Below are 15,794 nucleotides of genomic sequence, written 5' to 3' on the forward strand. Positions count from 1 at the left end.
CGTTTAGAGTCCGTACGCAGCGAGGGGCATTTGCATGCCCACACGCCGCGTGGCTCCGGAAGTGCGCGAGTTAGAGGCTGCGAGCAACCTGAACCTTCTCGAAGACTTCGATCTTGTCGCCCACCTTGACGTCGTTGTAGCTCTTGACGCCAATACCGCATTCCATGCCGGCACGTACTTCGGAAGCGTCATCCTTGAAGCGGCGCAGGGATTCCAGCTCGCCTTCGAAGATAACGATGTCTTCACGCAGTACACGGATTGGACGGTTACGGTACACGGTGCCTTCGACAACCATGCAGCCGGCGATCGCGCCGAATTTCGGCGAGCGGAACACGTCACGTACTTCGGCGATACCCAGGATGTTCTCCCGGACGTCGCTGCCAAGCATGCCGGTGAGGGCTTTCTTGACGTCTTCGATGATGTCGTAGATGACGTTGTAGTAACGCATGTCCAAGCCTTCCTGCTCGACGATCTTGCGAGCGCCAGCATCGGCACGCACGTTGAAGCCGAACAGTACAGCGTTGGAAGCCAGTGCCAGGTTGGCGTCGGATTCGGTGATACCACCGACACCGCCACCGACAACGCGCACTTGCACTTCGTCGTTACCCAGGCCATTCAAGGCGCCGTTCAACGCTTCGAGGGAACCACGTACATCAGATTTGAGGACGATGTTAAGCGTCTTCTTCTCTTCCTGGCCCATGTTCTCGAAGATGTTTTCCAGCTTGCCGGCGTGAGCACGGGCCAGCTTGACCTCACGGAACTTGCCTTGACGGAACAGAGCCACTTCACGGGCTTTCTTCTCGTCGGCAACTACGCTCATCTCGTCACCAGCGTCCGGGGTACCGTCCAGGCCGAGGATCTCGACCGGGATAGCAGGACCTGCTTCCTTGATTGGCTTGCCGTTCTCGTCGAGCATGGCACGCACACGGCCGTAGTTCGAACCGACCAGCACCATGTCGCCTTGGCGCAGGGTACCGTCTTGAACCAGGACGGTCGCAACCGGGCCACGGCCCTTGTCGAGACGGGATTCAACCACAACGCCACGGCCTGGAGCCGATGGAGTAGCGGTGAGTTCCAGAACTTCGGCTTGCAACAGAACAGCTTCGAGCAGCTCGTCAACGCCGGTACCCATCTTCGCGGAGACCGGTACGAATGGAGTGTCGCCACCCCACTCTTCGGACGTCACGCCGTGAACCGACAGTTCGCTACGGATGCGATCGAGATCGGCGCCCGGCTTGTCGATTTTGTTCACAGCGACAACCAACGGAACGCCAGCTGCCTTGGCATGCTGAACGGCTTCGATGGTTTGTGGCATCACGCCGTCGTCCGCTGCAACCACCAGGATCACGATGTCGGTCGCCTTGGCACCACGGGCACGCATTGCGGTAAACGCGGCGTGACCAGGGGTATCGAGGAACGTCACCATGCCACGGTCGGTTTCAACGTGGTAAGCGCCGATGTGCTGGGTGATACCGCCGGCTTCGCCCGCAGCAACCTTGGCACGACGGATGTAGTCGAGCAGGGACGTTTTACCGTGGTCAACGTGGCCCATTACGGTCACGACCGGTGCACGGGAAACCGCCTCACCTTCAAACTTCAGGGACTCGGCCAGGGAATCTTCCAGGGCGGTGTCGCTGACCAGGGTCACTTTGTGGCCCAGCTCTTCAGCAACCAGTTGGGCAGTTTCCTGATCCAGTACCTGGTTGATGGTGGCCGGAGTACCCAGCTTGAACATGAACTTGATGATTTCAGCTGCCTTGACCGACATCTGTTGGGCCAGATCGCCCACAGTGATGGTCTCGCCGATCTTCACTTCACGCACGACAGGGCCGGTTGGGCTCTGGAAACCGTGGGCGTTGCGTTTCTTCAGCTTGGCCTTGCCGCGACCACCACGACGGAAGCCATCGCTTTCTTCGTCGGTAGTGCGTGGAGCAACGCGTGGAGCAGGCGCTTTCTCTTTGACCGAAGCACGATGTGGAGCGTTTTTGCGCTCGCCATCGCCACCACCACCGCGACGATTGTTATCGTCAGCACGTGGCTTGTCCGGACGACGAGGTTCGTCGCGTTTACGGGCGTCAGCAGCAGGTGCCGGTGCAGCGGCAACCGGAGCGGCCTCACGCACAGCTTCTACTGGGGCGCTAGGTGCGGCGACCGCTTCAGTGGCAGCAGGTTGCGCAGCAGCAGGCTGGCGACGCGCTTCTTCTTCGGCGCGACGCTTGGCTTCTTCTTCAGCCTTCTGACGAGCAGCATTTTCTACTGCGCGACGTTCTTCCAGTTCGCGTTTGCGCTCGGCTTCGATTTCTTCCGGGCTGCGCTGTACGAAGACTTTCTTCTTGCGTACTTCAACGCTGATGCTCTTGCTACCAGCAACACGCAGGGTGCTGGTGGTTTTGCGCTGCAATGTAATCTTGCGCGGTTCTTCCACTTTCGCCTTGTGGCTGCTCTTCAAGTGAGTCAGCAAAGACTGCTTCTCACTGTCGCTCACACCTTCGTCGGCGGCGGTGTGCGGCAGACCTGCCTCACGCATCTGCTGCAACAGGCGCTCTACCGGTGTTTTGACCTCATCGGCCAGTTGTTTCACCGTGACTTGCGTCATGCACTTCTCTCCTCAGGCCGCGCCTAGTTACTCGAACCAATGGGCTCGGGCGGCCATGATCAACTTGCCGGCACGATCATCGTCAATGCCGTCGATGTCGAGCAGATCGTCAATAGACTGCTCGGCCAGGTCTTCGCGGGTAATTACGCCGCGCACCGCCAGTTCCATCGCCAAATCCTTGTCCATACCCTCAAGCGAGAGCAGGTCTTCGGCCGGATGGGCGTCTGCCAGCTTTTCCTCAGTAGCGATGGCTTTAGTCAACAAACGATCCTTGGCCCGAGCGCGAAGCTCGTTGACGGTGTCTTCGTCAAAGCCGTCGATGTTGAGCATTTCTTCCAACGGTACGTAGGCAATCTCTTCCAGGCTGGTGAAGCCTTCATCTACCAGCACCTGCGCCAGGTCTTCATCGACTTCCAGCTCTTCGATAAAGTTGCGCAGGATGTCACCGGTTTCAGCTTGCTGCTTAGCCTGGATGTCCGATTCGGTCATCACGTTCAGGGTCCAACCGGTCAGTTGGCTGGCCAGACGCACGTTCTGACCACCACGACCAATGGCCTGAGCCAGATTGTCTGCGCCAACGGCGATGTCCATTGCATGGGCATCCTCGTCAACGATAATTGCCGCCACTTCAGCCGGCGACATGGCGTTGATCACGAACTGCGCCGGGTTATCGTCCCACAGCACGATGTCCACACGCTCACCGCCCAATTCGCCCGACACTGCCTGGACGCGCGAACCGCGCATACCGATGCAAGCGCCTTGCGGGTCGATGCGTTTGTCCTTGGAACGGACCGCGATCTTGGCGCGCGAACCCGGGTCGCGGGACGCAGCCATGACTTCGATCAGGCCTTCGGCGATTTCCGGCACTTCGATACGGAACAGCTCGATCAGCATTTCCGGCGCGGTACGCGACAGGATCAGCTGCGGGCCGCGGTTCTCGGTGCGGATTTCCTTGAGCAGCGCACGCAAGCGCACGCCGACACGGAAGGTTTCGCGAGAAATGATGTCTTCACGGGCCAGCAACGCTTCAGCGTTGTTGCCCAAATCGACGATCACGTTGTCGCGTGTCACTTTTTTCACGGTGCCAGAGATGATTTCACCCAGGCGTTCGCGATAGGCGTCAACGACTTGAGCGCGCTCGGCTTCGCGAACCTTCTGCACAATGACCTGCTTGGCAGTCTGTGCAGCAATACGGCCGAACTCGATCGATTCGATCTTTTCTTCGACGACATCACCGACCTTGGCGCCAGGATGCGTTTCAGCAACCTTGCTTGGCCAGGTTTCGATGGCCGGATCATCAAGATCGGCTTCTTCGACGACCGTCCAGCGACGGAAAGTCTCATAGGCACCGGTGTGGCGGTTAATTTCCACACGCAGATCAACTTCGTCTTCAAAACGCTTTTTGGTAGCAGTGGCCAGAGCCAGCTCCAGCGCCTCAAAAATCACGTTTGCCGGTACGCCCTTTTCATTGGATACCGACTCAACAACCAGCAGTACTTCTTTGCTCATCGTACGCCTCGCCTTTCGCAAGCCATTGGATCCGCGGGATCCGCGTCTCAGTCAAAACTGGGAATAATGTTGGCCTTGTCGATCATATCGATCGGCAACAGGAATTCATGGTCTTCTACCTGCACCACGACATCCTGTTCTTCTACACCGCGCAGAAGGCCCTGAAAGTTGCGTCGCCCTTCAAAAGGAGACCGCAGCTTGATCTTCACTTGTTCACCGGCAAATTTTGCAAACTGATCAATAGTGAACAGTGGGCGTTCCATGCCTGGCGAGGAAACTTCGAGGGTGTATTCAACGGAGATTGGATCTTCAACATCCAGCACACCGCTGATTTGACGGCTGACAATGGCACAATCGTCCACCAGCACGCCGCCCTCTTTATCGATATAAACGCGCAACATTGAGTGGCGACCTTGAGCCGAAAACTCAATACCCCAGCATTCATAGCCTAGGGCCACGACCACCGGGGCCAACAAGGCCTGCAACTCTTCTAGCTTGCTCGACACCTGAACCCCCTCGTGCATGTATGTGCATGCTGTGCAAAATAAAAAAATGGGCGAAACGCCCATCCTTGAAACGCCGTCGAACAGCGGCGTTGAAAGTGTCCAGCTAACAAAAAGCCCCTTAAAAGGGGCTCCGCTAAAACTGGTTGCGGGGGCCGGATTTGAACCGACGACCTTCGGGTTATGAGCCCGACGAGCTACCAGACTGCTCCACCCCGCGACAAAGCTGGGGCGGAAGTATACGACCGATCCCTTACAGGGTCAATGTAACCTTCCACCTACAAGAAAGCCCGCAACAGCGGGCTCTCCTGATAATTGGTACCGAGAAGGGGACTCGAACCCCTACACCCTATGGGCACAACCACCTCAAGGTTGCGTGTCTACCAATTCCACCACCTCGGCAATACAGCGTTTACAACCCTTCTTACTTCTGCTCTTGAGCTGGAGGTACGTCAGTCGCTGGAGTAGCCGACTTTTGCTCTTGAAGCACCGGGACATCATCAGAAGCCGGTTTTGCTTTTGGTACTTCCAACACTGCTGGGTTTGGGAGACCTACTTGAGTCAGCACATGAGCTTTCTCTTTAGCAAAGTAACCTAACCCTAAGCTGGTTATGAAGAAACCGGCGGCAAGTATAGCAGTAAACTTACTAAGAAAGGTAGAGGAACCTTGGCTTCCGAACACAGTATTTGAAGCACCTGCACCGAAAGACGCACCAGCATCCGCACCTTTACCCTGTTGCAACAAAACCAGGGCAACTACGCCCAGGGCAGCCAACAGATGAAAAACGACTACGACTGTTTCCAGCATTTTTTCAGTTTCCCGCGGCGCGACAGATCGCACCGAACTCATCTGCATTCAGGGAAGCTCCACCAATGAGCCCCCCATCGATATCCGGCATGCCGAACAGTTCGACCGCATTGGCCGCCTTCACGCTGCCGCCGTATAGAAGACGCACACCTTGTGCGACTTCAGAATTCTCTGCCGCCAACTGCGCGCGAATGACTGCATGCACATCCTGCGCCTGTTGCGGTGTAGCAGTCAGCCCGGTGCCAATGGCCCAGACCGGCTCGTAAGCAATGACCGCGTTGGCAAACGCACCAACACCCAGCTCCTCGATGATGCTGCCCAACTGACGCGAGACAACCTCAAGAGTCTTGCCCGATTCGCGCTGCTCCAGGGTCTCCCCTATGCACAACACTGGAATCAAGCCACAAGCCTGTGCCGCTGCGAACTTGCGATTGAGTGTTCCATCACGCTCGCCCATCATCTGACGGCGCTCGGAGTGCCCGACAAGCACATAGGAACAACCCGCATCGACCAGCTGACTCGGCGAAATCTCACCGGTCAACGCACCTTGCATCGGTTCCACCGCAGAGTTCTGCGCGCCGACCTGGATCGACTTGCCTTTCAAGCCATCAACCACTTGGTTGATATGCAGGCAAGGCGGAAAAACCGCTACATCAACACCGCTAGGCAAGGCCAAGTGACGAAGGCCATTGATCAGCTCAGCGACACTGGCGCGGGTACCGTGCATCTTCCAGTTACCAGCTACCATAGTGCGACGCATGCTGTACCTCGTCGGTCAAAGTGGGCGCAGATGTTACCCAACCACATCATCACTGGCAAGCCGAATTCAGGCGCAAACTTCAGTTACCAGTTTTGCCAGGTCCTCGGCATGGGCGCGAACCTGTGTTTCGTCATCACCTTCGACCATGACGCGCACCAGAGGCTCTGTGCCAGACTTGCGCAACAGCACTCGACCACGCCCCGCCATTGCCACGGTGACGCGCTCGCACGCTTCCTTGACAGCCGGGTGCTCGATCGGGTTTTCACCGCCGGCAAAACGCACATTGAGCAGCACTTGCGGACACTTGCGCAGCGCCTGGCGCGCCTGGGCCAGACTCTCTTCGCGACGACGCAACGACAGCAGCACCTGCAGCGCAGCGATGATCGCATCGCCCGTAGTGGTGTGCTGGAAGCAGACAACGTGCCCGGAGTTCTCGCCACCCACCTGCCAGTTACGCTCGAGCAGCTCGGCAATCACATAGCGGTCACCGACGTTCGCGCGCACGAACGGGATACCCAGGTCCGCCAAGGCCAACTCAAGCCCCAGGTTGCTCATCAGCGTACCGACGACACCCCCTTGCAGCTTATTGCGCTCATGCAGGTCGCGGGCAATGATGAACAGGAGGTCGTCACCATCAACGATGGCACCCGTGTGATCCACCATCAGCACACGGTCGCCGTCACCATCAAAGGCAATACCCAGGTCGGCATGCTCAGCGAGGACGGCTGCCTGCAATTGCTCCATATGCGTGGAGCCGCAGTTGTCATTGATGTTCAGGCCGTTAGGTTGGGCCGACAGCACCGTCACGTCCGCACCCAATTCCTTGAATACGCTTGGCGCCACTTTGTAGGTCGCACCATGGGCGCAATCGACCACAATCTTCAGGCCGGCAAAATTGGTGCTGCTCGGCACGCTGCTCTTGCAGAATTCAATGTATCGGCCAGAGGCGTCGTTGATACGCGATACCTTGCCCAGCTTGCTGGATTCGACCACGGTCATCGGCGCATCCAGCAGCTCTTCGATCATCAACTCGATCTCGTCCGGCAGCTTGGTGCCCTGGCCCGAGAAGAATTTGATGCCGTTGTCATCATGAGGATTGTGCGAGGCACTGATCACAATACCGGCTTCGGCGTGGAAGGTACGCGTCAGGTAAGCGATTGCCGGCGTCGGCATAGGCCCCAGCAGCATGACATCGGCGCCCGCCGCAGATAGCCCCGCTTCCAGTGCCGACTCAAACATGTAGCCGGAGATACGGGTGTCCTTGCCCACCAGGATGCGGCAGGCGCCCATGCTGCGGAACGCCATACCCGCCGCCCAACCCAGCTTGAGCATGAAATCAGGAGTAATCGGGAATTCGCCGACCCGACCACGGATACCGTCGGTGCCAAAGTATTTTTTAGTCATAAGTGCTCCATCATTCTTATTCGGCTGATTCTACCGCGGCAATCATGCGCACCACATCCACCGTCTCGGCGACATCATGCACACGCAAAATACGCGCGCCTTTGCTTATTGCAAGCGCTGCCAGTGCAAGACCACCGTACAGCCGCTCACCCACCGGACGATTCAGCGCAAGCCCTATCATGCTCTTGCGTGAAACACCGACCAGAAGAGGTCGACCAAGGTCATGCAGGGATTCCATATGCTTGAACAGGCTTAGATTGTGTTGCAGGGTCTTGGCGAAGCCGAAGCCGGGATCGAGGATGATTTTTTGCTCGGCAATCCCCGCCGCAGCGCATTGAGCCATCCGATCGGCAAGAAAACCACTCACTTCGCCAACGAGATCGTCGTAGTGAGGGCTGTCTTGCATGTTGCCGGGCTCCCCCAGCATGTGCATCAGGCACACCGGCAACCCGGTAGCAGCAGCGGCATCCAGGGCACCGTCGCGCTGAAGGGAGCGCACATCGTTGATCAACCCCGCGCCCAGACGCGCCGTTTCGCGCATCACGGCAGGCGTCGAGGTGTCGACCGAGATGATCACATCCAGCTCACGCGCAATGCGCTCGACTATCGGTGCAACCCTCTCCAGCTCCTCCAAGGGAGAAACCAGGCGAGCGCCAGGCCGAGTCGACTCACCCCCCACGTCAATCAGGGTCGCCCCCGCAGCTACCATTGCCTCAGCGTGGCGCAATGCAGCATCCAGCTGGCTGAAGCGGCCGCCGTCAGAAAAGGAATCGGGGGTTACATTAAGAATGCCCATGACATGTGTATGGGCCAAATCAAGAACCCGGTTGCCGCAAGGCAACCGGGTAGAGGACAACGCAGAAGTCATTTCAAACCTTAGTGGTCAGCTGCAGGACCGCCGATCGGGGTTTCAGGGCGCTCGTTCTGAACCACTGGCGGCGTGCCAGAGGTGCCCGAACCACCTTCCCAATCGCGAGGTTCACGCGGCGTGCGACCAGCCATGATGTCGTCGATCTGGTCGGCATCAATGGTCTCGTACTTCATCAGCGCATCCGCCATGGCATCCAGCTTGTCGCGGTTGTCGGTCAGGATCTGCTTGGCCGTGCCGTAGCACTGGTCAATGATGCTGCGCACTTCGGAGTCGATCAGCTTGGCCGTCTCACCGGAGAAGCTGGCGCTCTGACCGCCACCGCCACGACCCAGGAACACCTCGCCTTCTTCCTCGGCATACATCAACGGACCGAGTTTTTCCGACAAGCCCCACTTGGTCACCATGTTCCGTGCGATCTGGCTGGCACGCATGATGTCGTTGGAAGCACCGGTCGTCACGCCGTCGAAGCCCAGTGTCATCTCTTCAGCAATACGTCCACCGTAGAGCGAGCAGATCTGGCTGATCAGTGCGCGCTTGGAGAGGCTGTAGCGATCCTCTTCCGGCAGGAACATCGTGACACCCAGTGCCCGACCACGAGGAATGATCGACACTTTGTAGACCGGGTCGTGCTCAGGCACAACGCGACCGACAATGGCGTGACCCGCTTCGTGATAGGCAGTGTTCTGCTTCTCTTTTTCAGACATGACCATGGATTTGCGCTCGGCGCCCATCATGATCTTGTCTTTGGCCAATTCGAACTCTTTCATCTCCACGATGCGCTTGCCGGTACGGGCAGCGAACAACGAAGCTTCGTTGACCAGGTTGGCCAGGTCGGCACCGGAGAAGCCTGGGGTGCCGCGCGCAATTACGGCCGGAGCCACGTCGTCACCCATTGGGACTTTGCGCATGTGTACTTTGAGGATCTGCTCGCGACCACGAATATCTGGCAAGCCAACCACGACCTGACGGTCGAAACGGCCCGGACGCAGCAAGGCAGGGTCCAAGACGTCAGGACGGTTGGTTGCAGCGATCACGATGATCCCGTCGTTCATTTCAAAGCCGTCCATCTCAACCAGCAATTGGTTGAGAGTCTGCTCACGCTCATCATGACCACCGCCCATGCCGGCACCACGATGGCGACCAACGGCGTCAATTTCATCGATGAAGATGATGCAAGGCGCATGCTTTTTAGCCTGTTCGAACATATCGCGAACACGGCTGGCACCGACGCCGACGAACATCTCGACGAAGTCAGAACCGGAAATGGTGAAGAAAGGCACCTTGGCTTCGCCGGCAATCGCCTTGGCCAGCAAGGTCTTACCGGTACCCGGAGGACCGACCATCAGTACGCCGCGTGGAATGCGGCCACCCAGGCGCTGGAACTTGCCCGGGTCGCGCAGGAACTCGACCAGCTCGCCCACTTCTTCCTTGGCTTCGTCGCAACCGGCAACGTCAGCCAGGGTGGTTTTTACCTGGTCCTCGGAGAGCAGGCGTGCCTTGCTCTTGCCGAAGCTCATCGGCCCGCCCTTGCCTCCCGCACCGCCTTGCATCTGGCGCATGAAGAACATGAACACGGCGATGATCACCAGGATCGGGAAGCTGGCAACCAGCAACTGGGTCCAGATGCTCTGCTGCTCAGGCTGCTTGCCTTCGACAACGACGTGGTTATCCACCAGGTCGCCGATCAGACCGTTGTCCTGAATTGCCGGACGAATGGTCTTGAAGCTGTCGCCATCGTTGCGTTTGCCGGTGATTACGTAGCCATCAACCGCCACGCGCTCGACCTTGCCATCCTTAACTTGCTGGATGAAGTCGGAATAGTTGAGGGTCTGCGGCTCGTTAGGGCTGGAGAAGTTGTTCATCACCGTCACCAGGACAGCCGCGATGATCAACCACAGGATCAGATTCTTTGCCATATCGTTCAATTAACTACCCTCTGAAGCAAGCTCCGCTACTGGCGCGTGCTTCGCATGATATTCACCGGCCTAACTTACTACATTACCTACAACACTGGCAGGCGCCGTCTGTAACCCTTTGTGAAACTTTGACTACACAATATTCGTAAAGCTTCGTGACGAAAGCGATATAAAAAAACCTATCGACTCCCTTCAAACCTTTAAAGACGCTCATCACTGGCGGCGCCTTCGATGCCGCGGAAGCCCCGCGCCAACAGGTATTGCTCGCGAGACCGGTCACGAGAAGAGTCCGGTTTACGCATCTGAACCTTGTCGAACAGCTTGCGGATGTTCTTGTGGTACTCGTCGAAGCCTTCACCCTGGAAGACCTTGACCAGGAAATCACCCCCCGGACGCAATACCCGACCCGCCAGATCCAGTGCCAACTCGCACAGGAACATGGCGCGCGGCATATCAACAGCCGGTAATCCACTCATATTGGGGGCCATGTCGGAAATCACAAGGTCCACCTGCGAATTTCCTACAGCTTCCAGGATCTCGGCCAGCACAGCGTCCTGGGTAAAGTCACCGTGCACAAAGGTCACGTCCGGGATGCTGTCCATCTCCAGGATGTCAGAAGCGATCAAGCGGCCTTGCCCACCAATCAGACGACTGGCCACCTGGGACCAGCCACCCGGGGCAGCGCCCAGGTCGATCACGCTCATGCCTGGGCGAAACAATTTGTCCTTGTCCTGGAGCTCCAGCAGCTTGTAGCTGGCCCGGGAACGGTAGCCGTCCTTTTGCGCCTTTTTGACGTAAGGATCGTTGAAATGTTCTTGTAGCCACTTAAGGCTGGTTTTGGAACGGGCCACGGGCCACCTCGAAAAATAAAACGGGTCGTGATTAACTGGGCGGTCCCGGACTCGCTCGGGTAAACTGGCCGCCGCTTTTTACAAGATCAGACGCAGGGGTCAGATTATGCCGCTCACTCAAGAGCAGAAGAAACAGTACAAATCCATTGGCCACCATCTGAAACCAGTTCTGATTGTGGCAGATAACGGTTTGACTGAAGGTGTGTTAGCCGAATTCGAACGTGCACTGAACGATCATGAACTGATCAAGATCAAGGTCAACATCCTTGATCGCGAAGCGCGCCTGGCCGCCATTGCAGAGCTGTGCAAGGTGGGCAAAGCGGACCTGGTCCAGGTCATCGGCAAGATGGCGCTGCTGTATCGCAAGAACTTCAGCGTCAACAAGCAACTGTCGAACGTACACCGCTTCAAGTAATCGTTGTCAAACGACAACAAGGGTCAAGGGCGTGCTTCGCGCGCCCCGCCACTCCACCCAGGCGCCGGCTGTATAACCAGCACCAGGCCGGAGAACCCTAGCACAAGATAGCTGAATAGCTGCCAGCGCAACGCTTCCGGCAACCAGACATGCACCACGCAAAACATTGCGCATGCATACAGCGCCATCAACAGCAGTTGCCCGCGAATATCCCGCCACAAACTCCCCAGACCCTCGGCCTTGACCAGCACCAACGCCTGGAGCGTCACGCACGCCGCCGCAAAACTCACCAGCAACGCACTGAGTAATCCATCGATCTCGTCGATCAGTAACGGCGCCAGGCCAATCAGGCCCAGAGCCGGCAGTACACCAATATGCAGCAACCACAGGCCACCCACCCAAAGCATCTGGGAGAGCTGCCAAAGCATGGCGCCCGCACGGAGCGGGCGCCGCCTTTCAGACGTGGCGAACTTCAACGATCTCGTACTCGATCACGCCGCCTGGCGTCTTCACAGCCACCACATCACCTTCTTCCTTGGCAATCAAGGCGCGGGCAAGCGGCGAACCGACAGAGATCTTGCCGAGTTTGAAGTCAGCCTCATCTTCGCCAACGATGTGGTAGACCACGCTTTCATCAGTCTCGACGTTGGCGATTTCCACGGTAGTGCCGAAAATCACCTTGCCGGTCTTCGGAATGGTCGTCACGTCGATAACCACCGAGTTCTGCAGGCGGCCTTCGATATCACGGATCCGCGCCTCGACCATCCCTTGCTGCTCGCGAGCAGCGTGGTATTCGGCGTTTTCCTTCAGGTCACCCAGTTCGCGGGCCGTACCGATGTCCTGGCTCAGCTTTGGACGTACGACCTTGGTCAGATGGGCGTGCTCCTCTTCCAGGGCCTTGAAGCCCTGGACGGTCATTGGGTATTTGGTCATGCCTTCAATCCTGCGTGTAGATCCTGCAAGCGACGCACGGTCTTTTCCGGACCGAACTTGAGCGCTTCGCAGATAGCTTCGCCAGCAGCAATGGTGGTGGTGCAGTAGATCTTGTGCTGCAAGGCGTTACGACGAATGGAGTAGGAGTCCGCGATCGACTGGCGACCTTCGGTCGTGTTGATGATCAAGGTGACTTCGTCATTCTTGATCATGTCGACCACGTGCGGACGGCCTTCCGTCACCTTGTTCACGCGACGCACTTTCAGGCCGGCAGCTTCGATCAGCTTGGCGGTCCCGGCAGTGGCCACGACTTCAAAGCCCAAGTTGATCAGATCACGGGCCACGCCTGCAACCAGTGGCTTGTCATCATCACGCACGCTGATGAACGCAGTACCACCGGTCGGCAGCACTTCGCTGGCACCCATCTGGGCCTTGGCGAAGGCTTCACCGAAGGTATCGCCAACACCCATCACTTCACCGGTGGACTTCATCTCTGGGCCCAGGATCGGGTCCACACCAGGGAACTTGGCGAATGGGAACACCGCCTCTTTCACGCTGTAGAAGTTAGGAATGATTTCCTTGGTGAAGCCGATTTCCTTCAGGGTCTTACCGGCCATCACGCGAGCAGCGATCATCGCCAGGGACACACCGATACACTTGGAAACAAATGGCACGGTACGCGAAGCGCGCGGGTTGACTTCGATGACGTAGATGTCCTCGCCTTGCAGCGCCAACTGTACGTTCATCAGGCCGACCACGCCCAGCTCCAGGGCCATTTTCTTGACCTGTTCGCGCATCTCGTCCTGGATGTGTGCCGGCAGCGAGTACGGCGGCAGCGAGCACGCGGAGTCACCGGAGTGAACGCCCGCCTGTTCGATGTGCTGCATGATCGCGCCGATCACCACGTCTGTACCGTCGCACACCGCGTCCACGTCCATTTCAATGGCGCAGTTGAGGAAGTGGTCCAGCAGCACCGGGCTGTCGTTGGACACTTTCACCGCATCACGCAGGTAACGCTTGAGTTCTTCTTCTTCGTAGACGATTTCCATCGCACGGCCGCCCAGTACGTAGGACGGACGCACCACCAGCGGGTAGCCGATCTTGCTGGCTGCACGGATGGCTTCATCTTCGCTGCGCACGGTGGCGTTTGGCGGCTGACGCAGGTTCAGGCGCTCAACCATTTGCTGGAAGCGCTCGCGATCTTCTGCACGGTCGATAGCGTCCGGGCTGGTACCGATGATCGGCACGCCGGCCGCTTCGAGGGCACGTGCCAGTTTCAGCGGGGTTTGGCCGCCGTACTGGACGATCACGCCCTTCGGCTTCTCGACGCGCACGATTTCCAGCACGTCTTCCAGGGTCACTGGCTCGAAGTACAGGCGATCGGAGGTGTCGTAGTCAGTAGAAACAGTTTCCGGGTTGCAGTTGACCATGATGGTCTCGTAGCCGTCTTCGCGCAGCGCGAGAGCAGCATGGACGCAGCAGTAGTCGAACTCGATACCCTGGCCGATACGGTTCGGACCGCCGCCCAGGATCATGATCTTGTCGCGACCCGACGGCGCGGCTTCGCACTCTTCCTCGTAGGTGGAGTACAGGTACGCGGTATCGGTGGAGAACTCGGCCGCGCAGGTGTCAACGCGCTTGTAGACCGGGAAGATCTCCAGCTTGTGGCGATGAGTACGCAGGTTCTTCTCGGTCACGCCCAGCAGCTTGGCCAGACGCTGGTCGGAGAAGCCTTTGCGCTTGAGGCGGAACATCATGTCGCGGTCGATGCTGGCCAGGCCCAGGGTCTTGACCTTCTCTTCTTCCTTGATCAGATCTTCGATCTGTACCAGGAACCACGGGTCGATCATGTTCATGCCGAAGATGTCTTCGACGGTCATGCCGGCGCGGAAGGCGTCAGCCACGTACCAGATACGCTCGGCGCCCGGCACAGTCAGCTCGCGCTTGAGCACGCTCATGCTTTCCGGGTTGCTCAGGTCGAGTTTTTCGTCCAGGCCGCAAACGCCCACTTCCAGGCCGCGCAGGGCTTTCTGCAGGGATTCCTGGAACGTACGACCGATGGCCATGACTTCACCCACAGATTTCATCTGGGTGGTCAGGCGCGCGTCAGCCTTGGCGAACTTCTCGAAGGCAAACCGTGGCAGCTTGGTCACAACGTAGTCGATGGACGGTTCGAAGGACGCCGGGGTCTTGCCACCGGTAATGTCGTTCGACAGCTCGTCCAAGGTGTAGCCCACCGCCAGTTTGGCCGCGACCTTGGCGATCGGGAAGCCAGTGGCTTTCGAAGCCAGGGCCGACGAACGCGATACGCGCGGGTTCATCTCGATCACGACCATACGGCCGGTGTTCGGGCAGATGCCGAACTGAACGTTGGAACCGCCGGTTTCCACGCCGATCTCGCGCAGCACCGCCAGGGAGGCGTTACGCAGGATCTGGTATTCCTTGTCGGTCAGGGTCTGTGCCGGCGCAACGGTGATCGAGTCACCGGTGTGCACGCCCATCGGGTCGAAGTTTTCGATCGAGCAGACGATGATGCAGTTGTCCTTCTTATCGCGGACAACCTCCATCTCATATTCTTTCCAGCCGATCAGGGATTCGTCGATCAGCAGCTCTTTGGTCGGCGACAGGTCCAGGCCACGGGCGCAGATTTCTTCGAACTCTTCACGGTTGTAAGCGATACCGCCACCGGTGCCGCCCATAGTGAAGGACGGACGGATGATGCACGGGAAGCCCAGGGTCTCGAGGACCGCATTGGCTTCTTCCATGCTGTGGGCGATGCCGGAACGTGGGCACGCCAGGCCGATGGACTTCATGGCCTTGTCGAAACGCGAACGGTCTTCCGCCTTGTCGATGGTGTCGGCATTGGCGCCGATCATCTCTACGCCAAACTTTTCCAGGACGCCTTCGCGCTCCAGGTCCAGGGCGCAGTTCAACGCGGTTTGGCCGCCCATGGTTGGCAGCAGCGCGTCCGGACGCTCTTTTTCGATGATCTTGGCAACGGTCTGCCACTTGATCGGCTCGATGTAGGTGGCGTCGGCCATGGCCGGGTCGGTCATGATGGTGGCCGGGTTGGAGTTCACCAGGATGACGCGGTAGCCCTCTTCGCGCAGGGCTTTACAGGCCTGGGCGCCGGAGTAGTCGAATTCGCAGGCCTGGCCGATCACGATCGGGCCAGCGCCGAGAATCAGGATGCTTTTTATGTCTGTACGTTTTGGCATGGGTTTGTCA

General features: G+C 58.2%; 13 protein-coding genes and 2 tRNA genes. 1 reads left to right on the top strand and 14 read right to left on the bottom strand.

The features are described 5' to 3' along the window. Positions 1-70: 70 nt before the first annotated feature. From infB to rlmE, 11 genes are all read right to left on the bottom strand, one after another. Complete coding sequence (gene infB / locus ATH90_RS24425; protein ID WP_025857113.1) at positions 71-2,596, bottom strand: translation initiation factor IF-2; 2,526 nt, start codon at positions 2,594-2,596, stop codon at positions 71-73. A 27-nt stretch (positions 2,597-2,623) separates the two neighbouring features. Continuing rightward, positions 2,624-4,105, bottom strand: coding sequence for a transcription termination factor NusA (nusA, locus tag ATH90_RS24430; protein WP_025857112.1), 1,482 nt, complete (start codon positions 4,103-4,105; stop codon positions 2,624-2,626). A 47-nt stretch (positions 4,106-4,152) separates the two neighbouring features. Next, positions 4,153-4,611, bottom strand: coding sequence for a ribosome maturation factor RimP (gene rimP / locus ATH90_RS24435; RefSeq protein ID WP_003235029.1), 459 nt, complete (start codon positions 4,609-4,611; stop codon positions 4,153-4,155). Between the two features lie 140 nt (positions 4,612-4,751). Further along, positions 4,752-4,828 (bottom strand) — tRNA-Met (locus ATH90_RS24440). A gap of 96 nt (positions 4,829-4,924) precedes the next feature. Continuing rightward, positions 4,925-5,010 (bottom strand) — tRNA-Leu (locus tag ATH90_RS24445). Positions 5,011-5,032: 22 nt separating this feature from the next. After that, on the bottom strand, positions 5,033-5,416 hold the full coding sequence (gene secG / locus ATH90_RS24450) for a preprotein translocase subunit SecG (protein WP_010206600.1): 384 nt from the start codon (positions 5,414-5,416) through the stop codon (positions 5,033-5,035). A gap of 4 nt (positions 5,417-5,420) precedes the next feature. Continuing rightward, complete coding sequence (tpiA, locus tag ATH90_RS24455) at positions 5,421-6,176, bottom strand: triose-phosphate isomerase (protein ID WP_098467383.1); 756 nt, start codon at positions 6,174-6,176, stop codon at positions 5,421-5,423. Between the two features lie 66 nt (positions 6,177-6,242). Next, positions 6,243-7,580, bottom strand: a complete 1,338-nt coding sequence (glmM, locus tag ATH90_RS24460; RefSeq protein WP_034107070.1) for a phosphoglucosamine mutase — start codon at positions 7,578-7,580, stop codon at positions 6,243-6,245. Between the two features lie 16 nt (positions 7,581-7,596). Beyond that, the gene (gene folP / locus ATH90_RS24465) at positions 7,597-8,448 is read right to left on the bottom strand and encodes a dihydropteroate synthase (protein ID WP_069078287.1); all 852 of its coding nucleotides are present in this window, start codon (positions 8,446-8,448) and stop codon (positions 7,597-7,599) included. A gap of 8 nt (positions 8,449-8,456) precedes the next feature. Beyond that, positions 8,457-10,367, bottom strand: a complete 1,911-nt coding sequence (gene ftsH / locus ATH90_RS24470; RefSeq protein WP_032803717.1) for an ATP-dependent zinc metalloprotease FtsH — start codon at positions 10,365-10,367, stop codon at positions 8,457-8,459. Between the two features lie 200 nt (positions 10,368-10,567). Continuing rightward, entirely contained in the window at positions 10,568-11,218 is a 651-nt protein-coding gene (gene rlmE, locus ATH90_RS24475; protein ID WP_010206606.1) for a 23S rRNA (uridine(2552)-2'-O)-methyltransferase RlmE, read from the bottom strand. Positions 11,219-11,324: 106 nt separating this feature from the next. On the opposite strand from rlmE, the gene ATH90_RS24480 reads away from it, so the two are divergent. Further along, on the top strand, positions 11,325-11,633 hold the full coding sequence (locus ATH90_RS24480; RefSeq protein WP_010206607.1) for a YhbY family RNA-binding protein: 309 nt from the start codon (positions 11,325-11,327) through the stop codon (positions 11,631-11,633). A gap of 23 nt (positions 11,634-11,656) precedes the next feature. On the opposite strand, the gene ATH90_RS24485 is transcribed toward ATH90_RS24480, so the two are convergent. Genes ATH90_RS24485 through carB form a run of 3 tightly spaced genes read right to left on the bottom strand, consistent with a single transcriptional unit; the run spans position 11,657 to position 15,784 of the window. Next, positions 11,657-12,061: an MFS transporter gene (locus ATH90_RS24485; protein ID WP_069078288.1), complete on the bottom strand. Its 405-nt coding sequence runs from the start codon at positions 12,059-12,061 to the stop codon at positions 11,657-11,659. 28 nt (positions 12,062-12,089) lie between these two features. Beyond that, on the bottom strand, positions 12,090-12,566 hold the full coding sequence (gene greA, locus ATH90_RS24490) for a transcription elongation factor GreA (protein WP_003235048.1): 477 nt from the start codon (positions 12,564-12,566) through the stop codon (positions 12,090-12,092). Then, positions 12,563-15,784 (bottom strand): carbamoyl-phosphate synthase large subunit, encoded by a 3,222-nt coding sequence (gene carB, locus ATH90_RS24495; RefSeq protein ID WP_010206612.1) that lies wholly within the window; start codon positions 15,782-15,784, stop codon positions 12,563-12,565. Before carB ends, greA begins: the two co-directional genes overlap by 4 nt. Positions 15,785-15,794: the final 10 nt, after the last annotated feature.

This window comes from Pseudomonas lurida (assembly GCF_002563895.1).
Taxonomy (GTDB): domain Bacteria; phylum Pseudomonadota; class Gammaproteobacteria; order Pseudomonadales; family Pseudomonadaceae; genus Aquipseudomonas; species Aquipseudomonas lurida.

What these genes read in the sequence shown, in the direction of transcription:
- glmM (WP_034107070.1), bottom strand. Translation starts at nt 7,580, where the DNA reads ATGACTAAAAAATACTTTGGCACCGACGGTATCCGTGGTCGGGTCGGC.
- tpiA (WP_098467383.1), bottom strand. Translation starts at nt 6,176, where the DNA reads ATGCGTCGCACTATGGTAGCTGGTAACTGGAAGATGCACGGTACCCGC.
- nusA (WP_025857112.1), bottom strand. Translation starts at nt 4,105, where the DNA reads ATGAGCAAAGAAGTACTGCTGGTTGTTGAGTCGGTATCCAATGAAAAG.
- folP (WP_069078287.1), bottom strand. Translation starts at nt 8,448, where the DNA reads ATGACTTCTGCGTTGTCCTCTACCCGGTTGCCTTGCGGCAACCGGGTT.
- ATH90_RS24485 (WP_069078288.1), bottom strand. Translation starts at nt 12,061, where the DNA reads ATGCTTTGGCAGCTCTCCCAGATGCTTTGGGTGGGTGGCCTGTGGTTG.
- greA (WP_003235048.1), bottom strand. Translation starts at nt 12,566, where the DNA reads ATGACCAAATACCCAATGACCGTCCAGGGCTTCAAGGCCCTGGAAGAG.
- carB (WP_010206612.1), bottom strand. Translation starts at nt 15,784, where the DNA reads ATGCCAAAACGTACAGACATAAAAAGCATCCTGATTCTCGGCGCTGGC.
- secG (WP_010206600.1), bottom strand. Translation starts at nt 5,416, where the DNA reads ATGCTGGAAACAGTCGTAGTCGTTTTTCATCTGTTGGCTGCCCTGGGC.
- infB (WP_025857113.1), bottom strand. Translation starts at nt 2,596, where the DNA reads ATGACGCAAGTCACGGTGAAACAACTGGCCGATGAGGTCAAAACACCG.
- ftsH (WP_032803717.1), bottom strand. Translation starts at nt 10,367, where the DNA reads ATGGCAAAGAATCTGATCCTGTGGTTGATCATCGCGGCTGTCCTGGTG.
- ATH90_RS24480 (WP_010206607.1), top strand. Translation starts at nt 11,325, where the DNA reads ATGCCGCTCACTCAAGAGCAGAAGAAACAGTACAAATCCATTGGCCAC.